General features: G+C 67.4%; 25 protein-coding genes and 3 tRNA genes. 14 read left to right on the forward strand and 14 right to left on the reverse strand.

Going from position 1 to position 21485, the window contains the following annotated elements:
• The first annotated feature begins 119 nt into the window (after positions 1 to 119).
• The 4 genes from AZOLI_RS24465 to AZOLI_RS31700 all read left to right on the forward strand — a co-directional run bounded on the left by AZOLI_RS24465 (position 120) and on the right by AZOLI_RS31700 (position 3241).
• A complete protein-coding gene (locus tag AZOLI_RS24465; RefSeq protein WP_014189309.1) occupies positions 120 to 1337 on the forward strand; it encodes a THUMP domain-containing class I SAM-dependent RNA methyltransferase in 1218 nt (405 codons plus the stop codon).
• Between the two features lie 466 nt (positions 1338 to 1803).
• A complete protein-coding gene (locus AZOLI_RS32710; protein WP_162488416.1) occupies positions 1804 to 1959 on the forward strand; it encodes a hypothetical protein in 156 nt (51 codons plus the stop codon).
• Between the two features lie 45 nt (positions 1960 to 2004).
• The gene (locus AZOLI_RS31695; RefSeq protein WP_081506026.1) at positions 2005 to 2334 is read left to right on the forward strand and encodes a helix-turn-helix transcriptional regulator; all 330 of its coding nucleotides are present in this window, start codon (positions 2005 to 2007) and stop codon (positions 2332 to 2334) included.
• Positions 2303 to 3241: a reverse transcriptase family protein gene (locus tag AZOLI_RS31700; RefSeq protein WP_081506012.1), complete on the forward strand. Its 939-nt coding sequence runs from the start codon at positions 2303 to 2305 to the stop codon at positions 3239 to 3241. Before AZOLI_RS31695 ends, AZOLI_RS31700 begins: the two co-directional genes overlap by 32 nt.
• Before the next feature lie 42 nt (positions 3242 to 3283).
• On the opposite strand, the gene AZOLI_RS24470 is transcribed toward AZOLI_RS31700, so the two are convergent.
• The 5 genes from AZOLI_RS24470 to AZOLI_RS24490 all read right to left on the reverse strand — a co-directional run bounded on the left by AZOLI_RS24470 (position 3284) and on the right by AZOLI_RS24490 (position 5074).
• Positions 3284 to 3359: transfer RNA gene (locus tag AZOLI_RS24470), tRNA-Glu, on the reverse strand.
• Between the two features lie 61 nt (positions 3360 to 3420).
• Positions 3421 to 3496 (reverse strand) — tRNA-Glu (locus AZOLI_RS24475).
• 67 nt (positions 3497 to 3563) lie between these two features.
• Positions 3564 to 3639: transfer RNA gene (locus AZOLI_RS24480), tRNA-Glu, on the reverse strand.
• Positions 3640 to 3682: 43 nt separating this feature from the next.
• Positions 3683 to 4717, reverse strand: coding sequence for a threonine aldolase family protein (locus tag AZOLI_RS24485; RefSeq protein WP_014189313.1), 1035 nt, complete (start codon positions 4715 to 4717; stop codon positions 3683 to 3685).
• An 18-nt stretch (positions 4718 to 4735) separates the two neighbouring features.
• Positions 4736 to 5074 carry a hypothetical protein gene (locus AZOLI_RS24490; protein ID WP_014189314.1) on the reverse strand — a complete coding sequence of 113 codons (339 nt, stop codon included), beginning with the start codon at positions 5072 to 5074 and terminating at the stop codon, positions 4736 to 4738.
• Positions 5075 to 5126: 52 nt separating this feature from the next.
• Here AZOLI_RS24490 and AZOLI_RS24495 point away from each other — a divergent pair, with 52 nt between their 5' ends.
• The 3 genes from AZOLI_RS24495 (at position 5127) to AZOLI_RS24505 (ending at position 7805) form a co-directional block, all read left to right on the forward strand.
• Positions 5127 to 6188 carry an RluA family pseudouridine synthase gene (locus AZOLI_RS24495; protein ID WP_014189315.1) on the forward strand — a complete coding sequence of 354 codons (1062 nt, stop codon included), beginning with the start codon at positions 5127 to 5129 and terminating at the stop codon, positions 6186 to 6188.
• A gap of 163 nt (positions 6189 to 6351) precedes the next feature.
• Positions 6352 to 7242 carry an RNA polymerase sigma factor RpoH gene (rpoH, locus tag AZOLI_RS24500; protein ID WP_014189316.1) on the forward strand — a complete coding sequence of 297 codons (891 nt, stop codon included), beginning with the start codon at positions 6352 to 6354 and terminating at the stop codon, positions 7240 to 7242.
• A 29-nt stretch (positions 7243 to 7271) separates the two neighbouring features.
• Positions 7272 to 7805, forward strand: coding sequence for a GNAT family N-acetyltransferase (locus tag AZOLI_RS24505; RefSeq protein ID WP_014189317.1), 534 nt, complete (start codon positions 7272 to 7274; stop codon positions 7803 to 7805).
• A gap of 13 nt (positions 7806 to 7818) precedes the next feature.
• Here the strand turns inward: AZOLI_RS24505 and AZOLI_RS24510 are convergent, their stop codons facing one another.
• From AZOLI_RS24510 to AZOLI_RS24540, 7 genes are all read right to left on the reverse strand, one after another.
• Positions 7819 to 8445 (reverse strand): LysE family translocator, encoded by a 627-nt coding sequence (locus AZOLI_RS24510; RefSeq protein WP_044553103.1) that lies wholly within the window; start codon positions 8443 to 8445, stop codon positions 7819 to 7821.
• A gap of 49 nt (positions 8446 to 8494) precedes the next feature.
• Positions 8495 to 8839, reverse strand: coding sequence for a gamma-glutamylcyclotransferase family protein (locus AZOLI_RS24515; protein ID WP_014189319.1), 345 nt, complete (start codon positions 8837 to 8839; stop codon positions 8495 to 8497).
• Between the two features lie 18 nt (positions 8840 to 8857).
• The gene (locus AZOLI_RS24520; protein ID WP_014189320.1) at positions 8858 to 9661 is read right to left on the reverse strand and encodes a PhzF family phenazine biosynthesis protein; all 804 of its coding nucleotides are present in this window, start codon (positions 9659 to 9661) and stop codon (positions 8858 to 8860) included.
• Positions 9662 to 9727: 66 nt separating this feature from the next.
• A complete protein-coding gene (locus tag AZOLI_RS24525; protein WP_014189321.1) occupies positions 9728 to 10756 on the reverse strand; it encodes a threo-3-hydroxy-L-aspartate ammonia-lyase in 1029 nt (342 codons plus the stop codon).
• A 25-nt stretch (positions 10757 to 10781) separates the two neighbouring features.
• Entirely contained in the window at positions 10782 to 11216 is a 435-nt protein-coding gene (locus AZOLI_RS24530; protein ID WP_014189322.1) for a GNAT family N-acetyltransferase, read from the reverse strand.
• 4 nt (positions 11217 to 11220) lie between these two features.
• Positions 11221 to 11472, reverse strand: coding sequence for a DUF1127 domain-containing protein (locus AZOLI_RS24535; protein WP_167331756.1), 252 nt, complete (start codon positions 11470 to 11472; stop codon positions 11221 to 11223).
• A gap of 259 nt (positions 11473 to 11731) precedes the next feature.
• Positions 11732 to 13198: an MFS transporter gene (locus AZOLI_RS24540; RefSeq protein ID WP_014189324.1), complete on the reverse strand. Its 1467-nt coding sequence runs from the start codon at positions 13196 to 13198 to the stop codon at positions 11732 to 11734.
• A 143-nt stretch (positions 13199 to 13341) separates the two neighbouring features.
• On the opposite strand from AZOLI_RS24540, the gene AZOLI_RS24545 reads away from it, so the two are divergent.
• Both AZOLI_RS24545 and mgrA read left to right on the forward strand, forming a co-directional pair.
• Positions 13342 to 14271, forward strand: a complete 930-nt coding sequence (locus AZOLI_RS24545) for a LysR family transcriptional regulator (RefSeq protein WP_014189325.1) — start codon at positions 13342 to 13344, stop codon at positions 14269 to 14271.
• A 77-nt stretch (positions 14272 to 14348) separates the two neighbouring features.
• Positions 14349 to 15407 carry an L-glyceraldehyde 3-phosphate reductase gene (gene mgrA / locus AZOLI_RS24550; RefSeq protein ID WP_014189326.1) on the forward strand — a complete coding sequence of 353 codons (1059 nt, stop codon included), beginning with the start codon at positions 14349 to 14351 and terminating at the stop codon, positions 15405 to 15407.
• A gap of 68 nt (positions 15408 to 15475) precedes the next feature.
• Here the strand turns inward: mgrA and AZOLI_RS24555 are convergent, their stop codons facing one another.
• Complete coding sequence (locus AZOLI_RS24555) at positions 15476 to 16888, reverse strand: M20/M25/M40 family metallo-hydrolase (protein WP_014189327.1); 1413 nt, start codon at positions 16886 to 16888, stop codon at positions 15476 to 15478.
• A 51-nt stretch (positions 16889 to 16939) separates the two neighbouring features.
• Positions 16940 to 18025, reverse strand: a complete 1086-nt coding sequence (locus AZOLI_RS24560) for a ParA family protein (protein WP_014189328.1) — start codon at positions 18023 to 18025, stop codon at positions 16940 to 16942.
• 202 nt (positions 18026 to 18227) lie between these two features.
• Between AZOLI_RS24560 and AZOLI_RS24565 the strand changes: the two genes are divergently transcribed.
• Genes AZOLI_RS24565 through arsH form a run of 5 tightly spaced genes read left to right on the forward strand, consistent with a single transcriptional unit; the run spans position 18228 to position 21442 of the window.
• Positions 18228 to 18584, forward strand: coding sequence for an ArsR/SmtB family transcription factor (locus AZOLI_RS24565; RefSeq protein ID WP_044553106.1), 357 nt, complete (start codon positions 18228 to 18230; stop codon positions 18582 to 18584).
• A 53-nt stretch (positions 18585 to 18637) separates the two neighbouring features.
• On the forward strand, positions 18638 to 19156 hold the full coding sequence (locus AZOLI_RS24570; protein WP_014189330.1) for an arsenate reductase ArsC: 519 nt from the start codon (positions 18638 to 18640) through the stop codon (positions 19154 to 19156).
• Positions 19153 to 19587 (forward strand): arsenate reductase (glutaredoxin), encoded by a 435-nt coding sequence (arsC, locus tag AZOLI_RS24575; RefSeq protein ID WP_014189331.1) that lies wholly within the window; start codon positions 19153 to 19155, stop codon positions 19585 to 19587. The genes AZOLI_RS24570 and arsC overlap by 4 nt, the downstream gene beginning before the upstream one ends.
• Before the next feature lie 12 nt (positions 19588 to 19599).
• Complete coding sequence (gene arsB, locus AZOLI_RS24580; RefSeq protein ID WP_014189332.1) at positions 19600 to 20673, forward strand: ACR3 family arsenite efflux transporter; 1074 nt, start codon at positions 19600 to 19602, stop codon at positions 20671 to 20673.
• A complete protein-coding gene (gene arsH / locus AZOLI_RS24585; RefSeq protein WP_014189333.1) occupies positions 20666 to 21442 on the forward strand; it encodes an arsenical resistance protein ArsH in 777 nt (258 codons plus the stop codon). Before arsB ends, arsH begins: the two co-directional genes overlap by 8 nt.
• Positions 21443 to 21485 lie beyond the last annotated feature (43 nt).

Genomic DNA, 21485 nt, shown 5'->3' on the forward strand with positions numbered 1-21485 from the left:
ATCCCCCGGCAGGGCGGTTTCCGCCTGAAAGCACAGCAGTCTTCACGCAGGCATCCGCCGCCGCCCCGTTTCGCGAGAAACCTGTCGAAGACGGCCGGCCTTCGGGCTATGTAGGCGGGATGAACACCGACCCCGACCATATCGACCAGAATTTCGAGATTTTCCTGGTGGCCGCCCCCGGCCTGGAAGCCGTGCTGTGCGCGGAGGCCGCCGACCGCGGCTTCGCGAACCCCACCGCGGTGAAGGGCGGCGTGACGGTCACCGGCGGCTGGCCGGAGGTCTGGCGGGCAAATCTGGAGCTGCGCGGCGCCACCCGCGTGCTGGCGCGCATCGCCTCCTTCCGCGCCTTCCATCTGGCGCAGCTGGACAAGCGGGCGCGCCGCGTTCCCTGGGCGCAAATCCTGCGCGCCGACGTGCCGGTGCGGGTCGAGGCCTCCTGCAAGGGCTCGCGCATCTACCACGCCGGCGCCGCCGCCCAGCGCATCGAACGCGCCATCGCCGAGGAGCTGGGCGCCCCCATCGTCAAGGCCGCGCCCAAGCCCACAGGCAAATCCACCGGCCGGAACGCCCCGAAGGATACGGAGGCGGAGGACACCCGCCCCCTGGAGGAGATCGCCGTCCAGATCAAGGCGCGCATCGACGACGACCTCTGCACCATCAGCGTCGACAGCTCCGGCGAGTCGCTGCACAAGCGCGGCCACAAGGAAGCGGTCAACAAGGCGCCGATGCGCGAGACGCTGGCCGCCCTGTTCCTGCGCCAATGCGGCTATGACGGGCGCGAGCCGGTCCCGGTGGTCGATCCGATGTGCGGCTCCGGCACCTTCGTGATCGAGGCGGCCGAGATCGCCGCCGGCCTGAAGCCCGGCCGGTCCCGTTCCTTCGCCTTCGAACAGCTCGCCAACTTCGACCCCGCCGTCTGGCGGAGCCTGCGCGGCGACGCCACGGCCACCGCGCCCGCCGTCCGCTTCTACGGCAGCGACCGCGACGCCGGCGCCATCGCCATGAGCCGCGCCAATGCCGAACGGGCCGGCGTCTCCGCCTGGACCGACTTCGCCCACCACGCCATCAGCGACCTGACCCCGCCCGAGGGTCCCCCCGGCCTCGTCATCGTCAACCCGCCCTACGGCGCCCGCATCGGCGAGGGCAAGTCCCTGATCCCGCTCTACCACGCCATGGGCCAGACGCTGAAAAGCCGCTTTGGCGGTTGGCGGGTGGGCATCGTCACCAACGAAGCGGCCCTGGCCAAGGCGACGGAGTTGCCGTTCGGGGAGAACGGGATGTCGGTGTCGAACGGGGGGATCAGGGTGACGCTGTATCGGACAGGGGTGTTGGGGTAGCATTGCACCCGTCTCGGTATTACTTCCAACAAAGTTGAGCGATCTCAATATCTTGCGCAGGAGTGCCCATTGCTTTCTGCTCTGCGCAGATGCTCGGACTCGGCGTATCAGCGAGCGAGAGCTTTATTAACCATAAAAAATTTTGGTTCGCTGGCAGCGAACTATGTTGACCAATCTCTGAACCCACACTATCTTCGTACTTAGTTGGTGACGTTAATGGAGATAAGCCCATTCGCTGAGTGAATCTCTCGATTCACTCGTGGGAGATATATAAATCTCCTAACATCCTGCACGGGTGGTCCGGCGACGCGGCGACGCGGCGGCGGCCGTCCGCAGGCGGCGCGGGGCCGGGGCACCGGCCCCGCGCCGGGTCAAGCTGGGTAAAGCCGTCGTTCTCCACTTCTCTTTGGGGGCAGAAGCGTTCTGCAATCCCGCAGGCGCTTGCAATGAGAAGGAGAACTCCGTCATGTCGGTGGTCGATTCACGTTCCAACCAGCGACGGCGGCGGCAGATCCTTACGCAGGTGTTGCGCATACTGTGCAACCCCTGGACGGCGCGGTTTTTGATCGCAGTCGCACGATTCGTCGCGAAGGTGATCGAACACTTCGACGATAGGAACTGACGCCACCCAGCCTTGTTACCCTGGGATGCATTCGAGGAGGTAACCGTGTTGAACGAAGCCTTGCGACTGCTCCGGGTCTTTCATGACTTGTCGCAGAAGGATTTGGCAGCAAAACTTGGCGTGACGAAGTCGTATATCTCGGAGATTGAGGCAGGAAAGAAGGTGCCTACGTTGCAATTACTTGAGCGATACGCTCAGGTATACAACATTCCATTGTCTTCGATTATGTTCTTTTCCGAGAATATAGGAAAAGAAGGTACGGCTGAGAAAACGCGCCAATTTGTATCCGAAAAAGTCTTGCGACTGATGGCGTTCATTGCAGAGCGGTCGGGGAAGCAGGGTGATGACGAAGAAGATCAAAAGTTATCCGCTTGATCAATCACCCTTTTATAAGCTGACTACCAAGCGAAAGCTTGCTGAACTTCTTCGACTTCCGCTGGGCAGGCTCAAGAGAATCGCTCTCTTGTCACCCAATATGTATAATGAGTGGATACAAGAAAACGCGAAAGGAAAAAAAAGGCAAATTGAAGATCCTGCGCGCCCTCTTAAGCTGGCGCAAGGAAGGATTGCAAATATACTATCGTCCATCTCAGCGCCGAATTATCTTCATTGTCCGGTCAAGGGCCGGTCCTATATTTCAAACGCGGCTGAGCATATCGGTGCAAAGCATATAAGGAATATAGACATTAGTAATTACTTTCCATCTACCAAATCAACTCGCGTTTACTGGTTCTTTAATACTATTCTAAAGTGCACACCTGATGTCTCTGGCATTCTAACCGCCCTAACTACTTACAAGGGGCATCTGCCGTGTGGAAGTCCAGCCAGCTCTATCTTAGCATACTTTGCTCACTACGATATGTGGCAGAGTATTGATCAAATCGTTTCGGAGAATGGCTGCAAATTATCTGTATACATGGATGATATCACTGTCTCTGGCGAGATGGTTACAGAGCGCGTTATATTCCAAGTGCGCAGATGTATATTTCGCGCGGGCCTTCAGCCAAAGAAGGAAAAGGAAAGGTGGTATCGCCATGGTATTGGCATTGTCACAGGCATTGTCGTTCGACCCAGCGGTCTATCTGCCCCAAACTCAGCCCACCTAAAGCGCTTCACTTTGCGGCGCCAGATAGCATCTTCATGCAACGAATCTGAGAAATCTTCTTTGCGAAGAAGTCTCAAGGGCATAGAAGGACAGCAGTCTCAAATTGACCGTTGGAATAGACGATTGCACAATTCTAAATCAAATGCAAAAGAGCATGTGAATTTGAAGCCAAATTAGGTAGACTATGTTTGGAAATTACAGTTGATTTATCCTAGAAAATGGCGTCCCCGACGGGAGTCGAACCCGTGTCGCCGCCGTGAAAGGGCGGTGTCCTAGGCCTCTAGACGACGGGGACGTTGTAACCCTCAACTCGCGCTCAAAAAACGCATCCGACTGCTTGGATGGCAGGGCGTGGATGGCGTCCCCTAGGGGATTCGAACCCCTGTTACCGCCGTGAGAGGGCGGTGTCCTAGGCCTCTAGACGAAGGGGACGTCTGGTCCCGATGCATGCTGCGGCGGTGGAGGCTGCCACCGGCCGCTCGACCCAACCTTGGAAGGTTGGCGTCCCCAAGGGGAGTCGAACCCCTGTTACCGCCGTGAGAGGGCGGTGTCCTAGGCCTCTAGACGATGGGGACGTCATCGGCGTGGGCGGGTTTCTAACCAAGCCCGCCCCGGCGATCAAGCCTTTTCTTGGAGTCGGCGCAAAATACCCAGCAAACCGTCCACCGCCGCCGCCGGGGTGTCGAACGCCGTCACGAACCGCGCGCTGCCGTCGTCCCAGCGGTAGAAGCCGTAGCCGGCCCCCTCCAGCGCCTCGGCGTAAGCGTCCGGCAGGCGGATGAACAGCTCGTTGGCCTCGACCGGGTGGGCCAGCTCGACGCCGGGAAGCGCCGTCAGCCCGGCGGCCAGACGGTCGGCCATGGCGTTGGCGTGGGCGGCCAGACGCAGCCACAGCCCGTCCTCCAGCCAGGCGTCGAGCTGCGCCGACAGGAAGCGCATCTTCGACACCAGATGGCCGCCGCGCTTGCGGCCGAAGCCGAAATCCTCGGCCATCGCCGGGTTGAAGAACACCACCGCCTCGGCGGCGAGGCAGCCGCCCTTGGTGCCGCCCAGCGTCAGCACATCGACCCCGGCGCGCCACGTCACGTCGGCCGGGGCGCAGCCCAGCCGGGCGATGGCGTTGGCGAAGCGGGCGCCGTCCATATGCACGGCCATGCCGTTGGAATGGGCGGTCTCGACCAGCGCCTCGACCTCCGCAGGGGTATAGACGGTGCCGGCCTCCGTCGCCTGGGTCAGGCTGAGGGCGGCGGGCTGGACGCGGTGGACGACGCCGACGCCAGCCCGGGCGATGTGGCGCGACACCGCGTCGGGCGTCAGCTTGCCGTGCGCGCCGGCCAGCGGGACCAGCTTGGCGCCGCCGGTGAAGAACTCCGGCGCGCCGCATTCGTCGATGGTGATGTGGGCCTCGTCATGGCACAGCACGGCGCCATAGGGCGGCACCAGCGCCGACAGCGCCAGCGAGTTGGCCGCCGTGCCGGTGGCGACCGGGAAGACCGCGACCTCGGTCTCGAAGATCGCGCAGAGCCGCTCGGTCACCCGCGCGGTCCAGGGATCGTTGCCGTAGGGGGAGGCGGTGCCGGACGATGCCGCCGCCAGCGCCGTCATCACCTGCGGGGCGGCACCGGCGACGTTGTCGCTGCGGAAGTCATACATGATCGGAAACCCCGTTCTTCAAGGAGCAGCCCTGCCGGAGACGGGGCCGGCGGTGATGGTGGCGGCGACGGCGCCGGTGCGCGGGTCCATCAGGTACAGGCGGTCCGGCCCCTGCGGCAGGCTCACCTTGAACAGGACGCGGTTGCCGACGACCACGAGCTCGCCGATGCGGGAACCGGCCGGGACGTCCAGCGTCACGTCGACGGCGGGCTCGGCCGGAGCGGGCGAAGGCGCGATGGCGGTCAGGGAGGCGCGGTTGGGGTCCGACATCCGCTTGTACAGCTCCACCCCCAGAAAGGTGAAGCCGGCGAGGATCAGAACGCCCATGATGACGACGAGTGCCTTGAGGATCTGCACGGTTTGGGGTCCACTCCCGGACGATTGAAACAGGACGCGATACGCAAAGCCGATGGCCGCCAACATGCCGGACGACACCAACCCGGACGACCTGTCCGACGATTTCCTCGATCCGGACGACGACGCCGGTTCGCCTGCCCGCGCCCTCGCCTACACGGTTCCCGACGAGGCGGCGGGCCAGCGGCTGGACAAGGCGTTGGCGGCGGGCCTGCCGGACCTGTCGCGGTCGCGCGTGCAGGCCCTGCTGGAACAGGGCTGCGTGCGCGGCGACGGGCGGACGATAACGGACCCGTCCCTGAGGGTCAAACCCGGCCAGACCTTCGAGGTCGAGGTTCCCGGCGCGGAGGCCGCCGAACCGGTGGCGCAGGACATCCCGATCGACGTGGTGTTCGAGGATGCCGACGTGCTGGTGATCGACAAGCCGGCCGGCCTCGTCGTGCATCCCGCCGCCGGCAACCCGGACGGCACGCTGGTCAACGCCCTGCTCGCCCATTGCGGCGACAGCCTGTCCGGCATCGGCGGGGTGAAGCGGCCGGGCATCGTCCACCGGCTGGACAAGGACACCAGCGGCCTGATGGTGGTCGCCAAGAACGACCGCGCCCACCATGGCCTGTCGGAGCAATTCTCCGACCGCACGCTCAGCCGCACCTATCTGGCGCTGGTCTGGGGCGTGCCCAACCCGACGCAGGGCCGGATCGAGGGCAACATCGGCCGCAGCAGCGCCGACCGCAAGAAGATGGCGGTGGTGACCGGCGGCGGGAAGCACGCCGCCACCAAGTACCGCGTGGTGAAGAGCTTCGGCATGGCGGCCTCGCTGGTCGAATGCGTGCTGGAGACCGGGCGCACCCACCAGATCCGCGTCCACCTGACCCATATCGGCCATCCGCTCGTCGGCGACCCGCTTTATGGCCGCGGGCGGTCGGGGCGGCCCGGCGGCAAATTCGCCTCGCTGCTGCCGGAACCGGTGCGAGGCAGCCTTGTTGGCTTTCCGCGACAGGCGCTGCATGCCGCGGCGCTGACCTTCCGTCATCCGGTCAGTGGCGAGATCGTGACCTTCCGCTCACCAATCCCGGCGGATATTCATGAACTAATTGTCACCTTGGAGACGGGTTAAAACGATACACCGGGAAATCTTTCTTGGTTAGACTCCCGGTCAATGGCGAGGTTCCGCCGCCCGCTCATTGAGAGGGGCCTATGGAACCCGCGCTGAAGAACGGCAGTGTGCGCATGAATTCATGTCGGCGCGCACCGGCCGTCATAAAGGGGGTTTTAGAACCATGGCGACGGCGTCCAACCTTCCGGCTATCGGGTCCGAAAGCAATCTGTCCCGCTATCTCCAGGAAATCCGCAAGTTCCCGATGCTGGAGCCGGAGCGGGAATACATGCTGGCCAAGCGGTGGCAGCAGCATGAGGATTCCGGCGCCGCCCACCAGCTCGTCACCAGCCACCTGCGGCTGGTCGCCAAGATCGCCATGGGCTACCGCGGCTACGGCCTGCCTTTGTCGGAACTGATCTCCGAAGGCAATGTCGGCATGATGCAGGCGGTCAAGCGCTTCGATCCCGACCGCGGCTTCCGGCTGGCGACCTACGCCATGTGGTGGATTCGCGCGGCGATCCAGGAATACATCCTGCACAGCTGGTCGCTGGTGAAGATGGGCACCACCGCCGCGCAGAAGAAGCTGTTCTTCAACCTGCGCCGGCTGAAGGGCCAGATGCAGGCAATCGAGGAGGGCGACCTGTCGCCCGAGCAGGTCCAGGCCATCGCCACCAAGCTGGACGTGCCGGAACAGGACGTCGTCAACATGAACCGGCGCCTTGCCAGCCCCGACCATTCGCTGAACGCGCCCCTGCGCGCCGAAAGCGAGGGCGAATGGCAGGATTTCCTGGTCGACGAGACCGCCAGCCAGGAAATCACGCTGGCCGACCGCGAGGAGCTGGGCAAGCGCCGCAAGCTGCTGGCGAACGCCATGACCGCGCTGAACGAGCGCGAGCGCGACATCCTGACCGAACGCCGCCTGCGCGAGGCGCCGACGACGCTGGAGGATCTGTCGCAGAAATACGGCATCAGCCGCGAGCGTGTCCGCCAGATCGAGGTCCGCGCCTTCGAAAAGCTGCAGAAGGCGATCAAGGCCGCCGCGGTGGAACAGAGGATGGAGACGGAGGCGTAAGGGGCGAACCCGACCGCCGACAGCGCGTTATGACCAGGACCAAGCAGGACGGCGAGGTTGCCCTCGCGACCGTCGATCCCGGCGATCTGCCGGCCTTCAAGGCGGTTATGGAGGCGTCCTTCGCGGTCGCCGTCATCGAGGAGTTCGGCTCCGTTGAGGAGGGCTCGATCCCCTCGGGCAGCGATCTCGACGAATCCATGACGGCGCCGGGCACCGAGCTTCTGCATATCCTTTGCGACGGCCAAAGGGTCGGCGGCGCCGTCGTCGTGATCGACGAGGCGACGCAGCGCAATTCGCTGGACCTCTTCTTCCTGTCGCCGGCACAGCATGGCCGGGGACTGGGCTTCAAGGCCTGGATGGCGATCGAGCGGCGCTATCCCAAGACGCGCGTCTGGCAGACCCACACGCCCTATTTCGAGAAGCGCAACATCCACTTCTATGTGAACAAGTGCGGCTTCAGGATCGTCGAGTTCTTCAGCGACCGCCACCCGGATCCGCACCACCCCGGCCCGTCCGGCCTGCCCGGCGGCGGCGAGATGTTCCGCTTCGAGAAGGTGATGTAGGCCCCCTCCGGGCCTACAGCTTCTCCGCGATCAGCCGGAGGCCGAAGGCCGCCAGGACCGAACCGATGGCGCGCTCGATCCACTGGCCGAACCGCTCGAACGCCGCCCGCGCCGCACGCGAGGACAGCAGGAAGATCACCGCCCCATACCAGAGGAGTTCCACGGCGAACCCACCGCCGAGAATGACGATCTTGGCCCATAGCGCCGTCTCCGTCGGGATGGCGACGGCGTAGAGTCCGATGAAGAAGGTGATGCCCTTCGGGTTGGCCAGATTGACGACCGCCCCCATCCGCAAGCCGCGCCAGGCACCGACGGACGCGACCACGCCCTGCTGTGCCGCGGCAGCCGGCCGGGAGGCGAACCAGGCCATCACCCCGAGATAGATCAGGTAACAGCCGCCGACGATCTGGACGAGGCTGGCGAACCAACCGATCCGCGTCAGCACCAGAGCCAGCCCCGTCATGGTCAGGACGGCGTAAACGAAGGAGGCGACCGCAAAGCCCAAGGTCGCCCCCAGGGCGGCGGGACGCGCCCCGGAAATGGCGAGCCGGGAAATGAGCGCGAAATTCGGACCCGGGCTCACGACCACAGCCGTGTACAGCCCGAGAGCTGTTGCAATGACGAAAAGCTCTTGAGTCATGGCTGGCTCCCAATAGATGCCGTGCCTTTATCCAAGGCGGCTGAACGCTCTACGCCTTCACATACACCCAGGCCTCGGCCCCCGACTTCAGGCGGACCATGACGCGCCTGTAATCGGCGACCTCATAGGAATCGGCGGCGGCCAGCTCCGCCGCGGTGATCTCGAACAGGGTGCCGGCCACCTCGTCGGCCGGGTCGCCGCTCTCGACGACCACGGGGTGGAAGCGCTTGCCGCTGGTGCGGATCACCTCCGGGTCGGTGATCTCCAGCATGTCGCAGCGATAGCCCGGCATGGCATCCGCCCGCCCGGCCAGCAGCCGGCCGAAGGACGCCAGTTGCACAGTCTCCTGCTGCAGGGTGCCGTAGGAGAAGAGGCGCACGGAATTGTCGGACATGGATGATCCTCCCCCGCATCACACCAGGATCGAGCCTTCGAGATACAGCACCGCCTGCCCGCCGATCTTCACCCGGTCGCCGGCCAGCTCGCACAGCAGCTCGCCGCCGCGGGCCGAGACCTGACGCGCCGTCAGCACCGTCTTGCCCAGCCGCTCCGCCCAGTAAGGCGTCAGCATGCAGTGGGTTGAGCCGGTGACCGGATCCTCCGGGATGCCCTGGGCCGGGGCGAACAGGCGTGACACGAAATCGACCCCGCCCTCTCCCGAAGCATCGCCGGGCGCGGTGACGCAGACCGCCCACTTGTCCAGCTTCGACAGAAGCGCCATGTCCGGCGCCAGCGCCCGCACCGCATCGGCCGACTCGTAGACCACCAGATAGTCGCGCCCGCTCAGGATCGCGACCGGCGCCGGCCCGCCCAGCGCCGCCAGCAGGGTCGGATCGGGGGTCTCCGCCGGCTGGGGCGGGCGGTTGGGAAAGTCCAGCGTGTAGCGGTCGCCGTCGCGGGTGACCGTCAGCGTGCCGGCCTGCCGGGTGGCGAAGTCCATACGCCCGCGGCCGGGCTCCAGGATGGTGGCGATGACGAAGGCGGTCGCCAGCGTGGCGTGGCCGCACAGATCGACCTCCACCGCCGGGGTGAACCAGCGCAGCTCATAGCCCTCACCATTTCGGATGAAGAAGGCGGTCTCCGCCAGATTGTTCTCCGCCGCGATGGCCTGGAGCTGCGGATCGGGCAGCCAGGACTCCAGCGGCACGACCGCCGCCGGATTGCCGGCGAAGACGCGGTCGGTGAAGGCATCGACCTGATAGATGGGCAGGCGCATGGCTTTCCCGGTCATTGTAGGGATCCCTTACGTCTTGGGGGAATTCGATTCGGAGAAAACGGGAGTTCAGCCCGCCTGCACCAGCGCGGAGAAGCGGGAAAGATCGACGTTGCCGCCGGTGACGACGATGCCGACGCGCTTGCCGCGCACGTCGATCTTGCCGGACAGCACCGCGGCGGCGGCGAGGCAGCCGGTCGGCTCGACCAGCATCTTCATCCGGCTGGCGAAGAAACGCATGGCGTCGACCAGCTGCTCGTCGGTGACGGTGTCGATGTCGTCGACCAGCCGCTGAATCACCGGGAAGGTCAGCTGGCCGACCGCGCGGCTCTGGGCGCCGTCGGCGATGGTCTTGGGCGCGTCGATGCGGACGATTTCGCCGCTGCGCAGGCTCTGCTGGGCGTCGTTGCCGGCCTCCGGCTCGACGCCGATCACGCGGCAGCCGGGATTGAGGGTCTTGGCGGCAACGACGCAGCCGGACAGCAGACCGCCGCCGCCGGTCGGCACGACCAGCAGGTCCAGCGGTGCCCCGCCTCCCGCCAGAACCTCCTCGATCAGTTCCTTGGCGACGGTGCCCTGGCCGGCCATCACATGGGGATGGTCGAAGGGCGGGATCAGGACGCCGCCCCGCTCCTCCAGCACACGGGCGACAGCGGCGTCGGGCGGCTCGGCATAGCGGTCGTACAGAACCACGTCGGCACCATAGCCGCGCGTCGCCGCCAGCTTGGCCGCCGGGGCGTCCTGCGGCATGACGATGGTGGACCTCACCCGCAGCATCGACGCGGCCAACGCCAACGCCTGGGCATGGTTGCCCGACGAATAGGCGACGACGCCCAGCGCGCGCTGGAGCGGGGTGAAGCGCGATACGGCGTTGTAGGCGCCCCGGATCTTGAAGGCGCCGGTGCGCTGGAAATTCTCGCACTTGAACAGCAGCTCACCGCCGGTCAGCGTGTCGGCGGTGCGGCTGGTCAGCATCGGCGTGCGGTGGGCGACGCCGGCGATCCGCTCCGCCGCCCCCGCCACGTCGGCGTAGGAGATGGCGAGGCCCGCGGTGTCGATCCTGCTGTCGGCCCCGCTGCTGATGATCGTATCGGGCATGGCGGCGGTGCTCCTCCCGGATGTCTTAGTCCAGATCGGTGAACAGGAAGGCCTGCCCGTGCCGCGTCAGCCCGGCCTGCTCATAGAAGCTGACGGCCTTGGGTGCGGACAGCAGCAGGCACATGGTGCCCGGCCCCATCGCGTCGCGGGTGCGGCGCATCAATTCTTTGCCGATGCCGCGCCCCTGCAGGGCGCGGTCGACGGCGAGGTCGGACAGGTAGCAGCAATAGACGAAGTCGGTGATCGACCGGGCGACGCCGACCAGCCGGCCGTCGGCCCTTGCGGTGACGATCAGGCCGGCGTTGCGCAGCATCGCCTCCACCCGCGGGCGGTCGCCCACGGGCCGGCGTTCCGCCAGCCCGGAGCGTTCCAGAACGTCGATGAACGCATCCGCGCTCAGCTCCGGTTCCACCGCGTAGTCGATCCGCATGGCGTCGCCGTGAACGGATTTGTCGGCCATCGTCTCATCCCCGCCAGAACGGCTTCGTCACTTCCTGTTCCACCTGGGACCGGCTGAGGCCGATGTCCTTCAGCTGATGGTCGTCGAGGTGCATCAGCGCATAGCGTTGTTTGCGCCGTTCCAGCGCGGAGAACAACAGGTCGAGCATCCGCCAGAGGGGGCGCGAGGCGACACGGGTGACGCGGTCGGCGGCCGGGACGGCGCCCGGGGCTGCCGTGAAAGTGCCGGAACTGCGGGTCACGTCTGTGTGGCGCATCGGATCCTCCATAATCTGGCGCACATCGCTCGAACAATCGAGACAATCAGGATTATGAAGACGTAATCGGCGGGGTCAAACGGAACATTGTCACCATTACATTTCCGATATCGGATGTATCTTTTCGGCCACAGGGAGGATTCCGCCACCGGCGGACCGGAGAAACCCCTTGGAATACAAAGAGGTCCAACGATCCGCCCGGAATGGCTCGCCCGTCCGAATGCTTTGTGTGACAAGCGTCACTGCAATGGCGGGATTGTCATGGCTGCATTGTCTCGCCACGAGGCGCGGCAGGGGGCGCTGCAGGGGGCGCTTGCCGAACCGCTCCCCAGGCGATGGCGAGCGCCACGGCCGCCAGCGCGGCCCCGACGGCGAAGGTCATGCGGGTGCCCGCCGCGACGGCGTCCGGCGCAGCGGCGGCGGCGTCCGTCCCCACCCCCAGCGCGAACACCATCCCCATTGCCGAGGCGCCGGTGACGAGCCCCAGATTGCGCGAGAGACTGAGCAGCCCCGACACCACGCCGCGCCGGTCCTTCTCCACACCCGCCATCACCGCCGTGTTGTTGGCGGTCTGGAACAGCGCGTAACCCGCGGTGACCACGGCAATCGGTACACTATACCCGGCCACGCCAAGCGTCGCCGGCAGCAGCGCGAGCAGGATGCAGCCGCCCGCCACGGCACTCAGCCCCAGGATCGTCATGCCCGGCGCACCGAACCGGTCGACCAGCCGGCCGGCCGGAACGCCGGTCAGCGCCGCCACCAGCGGACCCGCCGACATGGCGATCCCCACCGCCGCCGTTCCCAGCCCCAGGGCGCGGGCGAGGTGGAACGGTCCCACCACCAGCGTCGCCATCAGCACGGTCGCCACCAGCATGCTCATCAACAGACGGCCGCTCAGCCCCCGGTCACGCAGCATGTCGGTCCGCAGCAGCGGCGACGCCATCGCCTTCTCCACTGCCCTCTCCACCGCCAGGAACAGCCCCGCCCCGCCGGCCGCCGCCAGCAGCAGCACGGAGTCGAGCCAACCGTGCCCGCCGGTCATCGCCAGCGCATAGGCCGCCAACGTCAGCGCGAGGATCAGCGTGCCGGCGATGTCGAACCTCCCCTGCCCGCTTCCCGCCGCCACCCGGTCGGCCGGCAGGCCATGCCGCGCCAGCAGGAAGGCCGCCACGCCCGGCGGCACGATGACGAGGAAGATCGCCGGCCAGCCGAACGCGGCGATCAGCGCGCCGCCCAGCGTCGGGCCGAGCGCGGTGCCGATGGCCGACATGGTCCCCATCAGCCCCATCGCCCGGCCGATCCGCGCCTTGGGCACCGTATCGCCGACGAAGGCGGTGGCGAGCGCCATCATCGCCGCCGCCCCCAGCCCCTGCACCGCCCTTGCGGCGACCAGCATCCACAGGCCGGACGCCGCGGCGGCCACCGCCGACGCCGCCGTGAACAGCGCGATTCCCGCCAGCAGCAGGCGCCGCCGTCCGACGATGTCCCCCAGCCGCCCGACGCCGACGATCAGCGTGGTGATCGCCAGCAGATAGGCCAGCACCACCCACTGCACCTCGCGGAACGGCACCTCGAACGCCGACGCCAGCGCCGGCAGGCCGACATTGGCGATGCTGATGCCGAGCGAGGACAGCAGCATCGCCAGCGCCAGCCCGGCCAGGCCCCACCGGACCGTCCCGCCCGCCGCCTCCGCGTCCGCATCGCCCTGCGCAACCGCTTGCCTCATGACACTCCTCCATTTTCAGGTCAGGCGCCAAGGCTAGGACGCGGGATGACATGGCGGAATGCGCAGCGGTTGCACTGTATTCGTGCATCCGACGCCATGTCCCGACAGAGGTGATCGGGACAAATCATGGTACGATCCGGCGCATGACCGCACCCGACCTGAACATGCTCGTCACCCTGGACGCCCTGCTGGCGGAGGGCAGCGTCGCCGGCGCGGCGCGGCGGCTGAGGCTCAGCCCGTCGGCGATGAGCCGGGCGCTGGCGCGGCTGCGCGCGGCGACCGGCGATCCGCTGCTGGTCAGGGCCGGGCGCGGCCTCGTCCCCACGCCGCGCGCGCTCGACCTGCGCGACCGCGTGCGCCTGCTGGTGCAGGAGGCGGAGGCGGCGCTGCGCCCGGCCGAGAACCTCGACCTCGGCCAACTCACCCGGACCTTCACCCTGCGAACCAGCGACGGCTTCGTCGAGAGCTACGGCGCCGCCCTGCTGACCCGCGTCGCGAGCGAGGCGCCCGGCGTCCGCATCCGCTTCCTGTCGAAATCGGACAAGGACAGCGGCCCCTTGCGCGACGGCTCGGTCGATCTCGAAACCGGGGTCGTGGTCCAGGACAGCGGACCGGAGCTGCGGGTCCAGGCCCTGTTCCACGACCGCTTCATCGGCGTCGTCCGCCCCGGCCATCCCTTGTGCGAAGGCGGGATCACCGCCGCCCGTTTCGCCGCCGGGCGCCATGTGCTGGTGTCGCGGCGCGGCGACGACCGCGGGCTGGTGGACGAGGCGCTGGAGCGGCTGGGGCTGCGGCGCAGCGTCGTCGCGACCGTCGGCGGCTTCGCCGCGGCGCTGGCGCTGGTGCGCGGCACCGACCTGATCGTCAGCGTGCCCGAACGGCACAGCGCCGGCCTACGCGCCGGCCTCCACAGCTTCGCCCTGCCCTTCCCCGCCCCGGAGGTGACCGTTTCGCTGCTGTGGCACCCCCGGCTGGACGCCGACGCCGCCCATCGTTGGCTGCGCGGCTGCCTCAGGGACGTAACCGCCCTCTTCCGGGGCGGCGGCGGAAGCCAGACACGCGATTGCATATGACCGGCCGCGCCATTGCGCAGCCTCCCACCGGCGCCCTATGCTGATATATCACTAGAACTCAACATCGGGAGAACGCCATGCAGCCGCCCTACCTTGCCGCCGATCAGCGATACGAGGGCATGAGCTATCGCCGCACCGGCCGCAGCGGGCTCGACCTGCCGGCCATCTCACTGGGGCTGTGGCAGAATTTCGGCGGCACCGACGTGTTCGCGACCGGGCGCGCCGTGCTGCGCCGGGCCTTCGACCGCGGCGTCACCCATTTCGACCTCGCCAACAATTACGGTCCGCCGCCGGGCTCGGCGGAGGAGAATTTCGGCCGCATCCTCGCCACCGATTTCCGCCCCTACCGCGACCAGATGGTGATCTCGACCAAGGCCGGCTACGAGATGTGGCCCGGCCCCTACGGCAACTGGGGCTCCCGCAAATATCTGGTCTCCAGCCTGGACCAGAGCCTGAAGCGGATGGGCCTCGATTACGTCGACATCTTCTATTCGCACCGCGTCGACCCGCGCACGCCGCTGGAGGAGACGATGGGCGCGCTCGACCACATCGTCCGCCAGGGCAAGGCGCTCTATGTCGGCATCTCCTCCTACTCGCCGGAGATGACGCGGCGGGCGGCCGGCATCCTGAAGGAGCTCGGCACCCCCTGCCTGATCCACCAGCCCTCCTACTCCATGCTGAACCGCTGGATCGAGGGCGGATTGCTCGACACGCTGGACGATCTCGGCATGGGCTGCATCGCCTTCTCGCCGATGGCCCAGGGCATGCTGACCAACAAGTATCTGGGCGGCCAGTCGCAAGGTGAAATGCCTGCCGACGCCCGCGCCGCCAAGGGCGGCACCCTGCGGGCGCATTTCCTGTCGCCGGAAAACCTGGAGCGCATCCGCGCCCTGGACGCCATCGCCCAGCGGCGCGGCCAGACGCTGGCGCAGATGGCCGTCGCCTGGGTCCTGCGCGACCCGCGCGTGACCTCCGCCCTGATCGGCGCCCGCAACGTCGAGCAGCTCGACAACTCGCTGGACGCGCTGAACAATCTGTCCTTCACACCGGAGGAACTGGCGGAGATCGACACCCACGCCGTCGCCGACGCCGGCATCAACCTGTGGAGCGCCTCCTCCGCCGCGGAAGCCGGCTGAGCATCGCCGCCTGAGAAGACGGTTGGGAGGGGCGGCCCCGGCCGCCCTCCCCCACCCTCCGGCCGATCTCAGTCCGCCCGCCCGGCCGCCAAGCGCCCCAAAATGGCCGCATGGCTGCGGATGCCGTTGCGCAGGCATTTCAGCTCGAACTTCTCGTTCGGCGAATGGATGCGGTCGTCGTCCAGCCCGAAGCCGACCAGGATGGTGTCGAGCCCCAGATGCTCGCGGAACCAGCCGACGATGGGGATCGACCCGCCGCCGCCGATCAGCACGCCGTCGCGCCCCGTCGCCTCCTTCAGCCCGCCGCGCACCGCCTGCATCCACGGCGTATCGGTCGGCACCTCGATGCCGGGGGAGGAGCTGAAGCGGCGGAAGCCGACCGTGCAGTCGGCCGGCAGCCGCTCCTCGAAGAAGCGCCGGACCGACGCCTCGACGGCCGCCGGGTCCTGGCCGGGCACCAGACGGCAGCTGAGCTTGCACGACGCCTTGGCCGGGATGACCGTCTTCGATCCCTCGCCGGTGTAGCCGCCCCAGACGCCGTTGATGTCGCAGGTCGGCCGGGTCCAGATGCGTTCCAGCAGCGTCCGCCCCGCCTCGCCATGGCTGCGGGTCAGGCCGAGCGCACCCAGGAACTGCGCCTCGTCCAGCGGCAGGCCGCGGATCTGCGCCAGCAGTTCGTCGGGCAGCTCGCGCACGCCGTCATAGAAGCCGTCGAAGCGCACCCGTCCGTCGGCGTCGTGGATCTGGCCCAGGATGCCGCTCAGCACATTCAGCGGGTTGGGCACCGCGCCGCCGAACAGGCCGGAATGCAGGTCGTGGCTCGGCCCGGTGACGGTGGCTTCCAGATAGAGCAGCCCGCGCAGCCGCGTGGTGATCGCCGGGGTGTCGACGTCCCAGGCGTTGGTGTCGGTGACGAGGCAGAAGTCGGCCTGCAGCTCCGCCGCATGCTCCTTCAGGAAGCGCGGCAGCGACGGGCTGCCGGTCTCCTCCTCGCCCTCCAGCAGCACGGTGGCGCGGATGGGGATGCTGCCGTGGACGGCGTGCCAGGCCTCGAAGGCTTCCATGAAGGTCATGGTCTGGCCCTTGTCGTCGGCGGCACCGCGGGCGACGACGCGGCGCCCGCGCTCGGCCTCGACGATCGCCGGCTCGAAGGGCGGGCTGTTCCACAGCTCCACCGGATCGGCGGGCTGGACGTCGTAATGGCCGTAATAGAGCACATGCGGCGTCTCCGCCCCCGCCGGCCCCGGCCCCGGCCCCGGATGATGGGCGACCAGGATGGGATGACCGGGGGTTTCATGGATGGTGACGCTGAATCCCATCGCCGCCAGCCTGTCGGCGCACCATCGGGCGGCACGGCGGACATCGCCGGCATAGGCGGGGTCGGTGCTGACCGAGGGAATGCGCAGAAGCTCGCAAAGCCGGCCGACCGACTCCTCGAAGGACTCGTCCACCTTGCGCAGCACGGCATCGACAGGAAGCATGATGGTCTCTTCTTGAAATTGATTTGCGCGTGAGCGGGGAGAGGGAAAATCCTACCCCCCCAGACCCGCCAGCAGCTTGCCCAGAAACGGCTGCCCGACAAAGGCACCCAGCGCGAAGCCGGCGATCAGCCCGATGACCAGCCCCACAAGCCCCGCCCCCATGCCGCCGCGGCCGGACTGCGCGCGCTCCGCCTGCCGGGCGCCGTTGCCCGCGCCCGACGGCTCGTCCGCCTCGTCGAGGGAGGAGGCGCGCCGGGCACTGTAGGAGGTGTCGGTCGCCTCGTGCCACGCCTGGATGCGCTCCAGCGCCGGCTTCAGCTGGGCGTCGTCGGGCGCGCTGCCGCGGCCATGGACGATCTCCCAGGCCAGCGCCGCGAAACGGGAGGTGGTCCGCCCCTCCGGCGTGAAGATCGCCGCCGGCATGCGGCGATAGGTCGCCTTCACCACATCCACGTCATAGGGGAAGGCGGTGCGGAACATCAGGTCGGGGAATTCGGCGCGCAGCTGGGTCATCGACTCGCGCCCCACCTCGTCGTTGGTGATCGACATCATGAGGATGCCGGCCAGCGACAGGTTGGGGTTCAGCCCGTTCTGGATATGCTCCACCACCTGCAGGGTGCGGCGCAGCCCGTCCAGCGCGTAGCGGCCGGGGAACACCGGCACCACCAGCCGGTCCGACGCCGCCAGCGCGCCGGCCGCCAGATGGCCGAGAGCCGGCGGGCAGTCGATGACGACATAGTCGGGCGGGTTGCGCGAGAAATGCAGCGCCTTGCGCAGGCCGCGCTGCGACCCGCCACGGCTGTCCAGCGCATGCTCCAGCGAATAGAGCTTGCGCGCGCCGACGATCATCGACAGCCCGTCGAAGGCGGTCGGGGTGATGGCGTCCTCGACGAAGGTCTCCTGCCGCAGCAGGTCGTTGATGCCGACCTTCGCCTTGTCGCGCAGCAGGAAGTTGCTGGTGGCGCTGCTCTGCGGGTCGAAATCGATCAGGACGACGCTCTTGCCCATGGCTGCAAGCGCCAAGGCCAGATTGACCGAGGTGGTCGTTTTGCCGACGCCGCCCTTCTGGTTGTAGACCGACAGAATGGTCGGCTGCCGTGTCTGCGGCGTGTCGAAAACGTCTTCGTGACTGGTCATGTTGGTTCCGCTTCGCCGTTCTGCGGCAATCCCCACCTCCCGCACCGGATGGCCCGGCCCGGAAGCGAGGGCGCACTATAAGCGCCGCGACGCCGCAAGTCTTCCCGCACGTTCGGGTGTTCCCCAAGCGGTCCTGCGCGGCGCCGGGCCCGTCACGAAACCGTCACTTGTCCGGCTTCCATATTTCGACTATATTCGAAGCATGGAAATGAAAGCAGCCACCAACGCCTTCGCCGCCCTCGCCCAGGAAACCCGCCTTGCCGTGTTCCGCCTGCTGATCGCGGTCGGGCCGAACGGGCTGACGGCCGGCGATCTCGCCCAGCAGGTGGGGGTCCCCGCCTCCACCCTGTCTCATCATCTGGCGACGCTGGAACGCGCCGGCCTGCTCCGCTCCTGGCGGGTGCAGCGGCAGATCTTCTACGCGTCCGATTACGAGGGCACCCGCCGGCTAATCGCCTTCCTGATGGAGGATTGCTGCCAGGGCCGCCCGGAACTCTGCTCCACCGACCTGACCCTGGCCGTCCCTTGCGGTCCCGACGGATGCGACCACGAGGCCTGAACCCCCGACCCCAACCGCCGCGCGCGCCGCGGCATGGATAAGGCGACCCAGCGATGACCGACCGCGTCTACAATGTCCTGTTCCTGTGCACCCACAACAGTGCCCGCAGCGTCATGGCGGAATGCCTGCTGAACCGCGAGGGCAAGGGTCGCTTCCGCGGCTTCAGCGCCGGCAGCCAGCCCTCCGGCCGCATCAACCCCTATGTCCATGACCTGCTGGTGCGGCTGGGCTTCCCGACCGCGGACCTCCGCTCCAAGACCTGGGACGAATTCGCGACGGCGGACGCCCCGCACATGGATTTCGTCTTCACCGTCTGCGACAACGCCGCGGGCGAGGTCTGCCCGATCTGGCCCGGCCAGCCGATGACCGCCCATTGGGGCTTCCCCGACCCGTCGAGCGCCCAGGGCACCGACGCGGAGAAGGCCGCCTTCACCGCCACGGTGTTCGGGCAGATCCAGCGCCGCATCCAGGCCTTCGTCAGCCTGCCCATCGCCTCGCTCGACCGTCTGGCGCTGAAGCGCAAGCTGGACGACATGGGCAAGACGTCCGCCACCACGGAGGCGGCGCGATGACGCCCGTCACCATCTATCACAACCCGGCCTGCGGCACCTCGCGCAACACGCTGGCGCTGATCCGCAACAGCGGCGTCGAGCCGACGGTGGTCGAGTATCTGAAGACGCCGCCGACCCGCGGCGAGCTGGCCGACCTGATCCGCCGCATGGGCGTGCCGGTGCGTGCCGTTTTGCGCGAGAAGGGCACGCCCTTTGCCGAACTCGGGCTCGGCGACCCGGCGCTCGGCGACGACCAACTGCTCGACGCCATGATGGCGCACCCGATCCTGATCAACCGGCCGATCGTGGTGACGCCGCTCGGCGTGCGGCTGTGCCGCCCGTCCGAAGCGGTGCTCGACATCCTCCCCGATGCCCAGCGCGGCGCCTTCGCCAAGGAAGACGGCGAGCAGGTCGTCGACGCCGCCGGACAGCGCATCGACAAAGCCTCCTGACGGACACCGATCATGACAACCGACATCCACGCCGCCCCGGCGGCCCGCCCCGCCATGGGGCTTTTCGAGCGCTATCTCAGCGTCTGGGTCGCCCTGTGCATCGTCGCCGGCATCGCGCTCGGCCATCTGGTGCCCGGCGTCTTCCAGGCCATCGCCACGGCGGAGGTCGCCAAGGTCAACTTGCCGGTGGCGGTGCTGATCTGGCTGATGATCGTGCCGATGCTGCTGAAGATCGACCTCGGCGCGCTGGGGCGGGTCGGCGAGCATTGGCGCGGCGTCGGCGTGACGCTGTTCATCAACTGGGCGGTCAAGCCCTTCTCGATGGCCCTGCTCGGCACGCTGTTCATCGGCAACCTGTTCGCCCCGCTGCTGCCGCAGGACCAGATTTCCTCCTACATCGCCGGGCTGATCCTGCTGGCCGCCGCCCCCTGCACCGCCATGGTCTTCGTCTGGTCGAACCTGTGCGAGGGCGAGCCGCACTACACGCTGAGCCAGGTGGCGTTGAACGACATCATCATGGTCTTCGCCTTCGCGCCGCTGGTCGGGCTGCTGCTGGGCGTCGCCTCGATCACCGTGCCGTGGGACACGCTTCTGCTGTCGGTGCTGCTCTACATCGTCATCCCCGTGGTCGCCGCCCAGCTCTGGCGCCGCAGCCTGCTGGCCACCGGCGGAGAGGCCGCGCTGAAGCGCGTGCTTGACCTGATCCAGCCGGTGTCGCTGCTGGCGCTGCTGACCACGCTGGTGCTGCTGTTCGGCTTCCAGGGCGAGCAGATCCTGGCCCAGCCGCTGGTCATCCTGCTGCTGGCGCTGCCGATCCTGATCCAGGTCTATTTCAACGCCGGGCTGGCCTATTGGCTGTCGCGCCGCTTCGGGGTGGCGTGGTGCGTGGCGGCGCCGGCGGCGCTGATCGGCGCCTCCAACTTCTTCGAGCTGGCGGTCGCCGCCGCCATCAGCCTGTTCGGCCTCGGCTCCGGCGCCGCGCTCGCCACCGTGGTCGGCGTGCTGGTCGAAGTGCCGGTGATGCTGTCGGTGGTGAAGATCGTCAAGGCGACCAAGCCCTGGTACGAGGGACGCACCCATGCATGATGTCCAGCACGTCGAACACGACTCCTTCCCCAGCCTGGACGAGCCCTATCTCGATGCGCCCGACCTTGCGAAGCTGACGCCCACCCAGCTTTCGACCCACCCGCCGCGCATCCTGCTGCTCTACGGTTCGCTGCGGGAACGCTCCTACAGCCGCTTCCTGGCCGAAGAAGCCGCCCGGCTGCTCCGCCGCATGGGGGCCGAGACGCGCATCTTCGATCCCGCCGGCCTGCCGCTGCCCGACAGCGTGCCGGCCGACCATCCCAAGGTGGCGGAGCTGCGCGCCCTGTCGCAATGGTCGGAAGGCCAGGTGTGGGTCAGCCCGGAACGGCACGGCACGCTCACCGGCATCCTGAAATGCCAGATCGACTGGCTGCCGCTGGAAAGCGGCGCCATCCGGCCGACGCAGGGGCGGACGCTGGCGGTGATGCAGGTGTCCGGCGGCTCGCAATCCTTCAACGCCGTCAACGCCATGCGGGTGCTGGGGCGCTGGATGCGGATGGTGACCATCCCCAACCAGTCCTCCGTCGCCAAGGCCTATCAGGAGTTCGACGAGGCCGGGCGGATGAAGCCGTCGCCCTATTACGACCGCGTGGTGGACGTGATGGAGGAGCTGGTCAAGTTCACCCTGCTGGTGCGCGACCGCAGCGACTATCTGACCGACCGCTACAGCGAACGCCGCGAGGCCGGGCTGAAGGCCGAAACCGAGGCGCAGGCCCTCGCCGCCGCCGCCATGAGCGGGGAGAAGGCCGGCGGAGGCAAGCCCGACTGATCCAATGCAGCAGGCGTCCCGGCCCGCCGCCGGGACCCTTGCC

It is taken from the genome of Azospirillum lipoferum 4B (genome assembly GCF_000283655.1).
GTDB lineage: Bacteria > Pseudomonadota > Alphaproteobacteria > Azospirillales > Azospirillaceae > Azospirillum > Azospirillum lipoferum_C.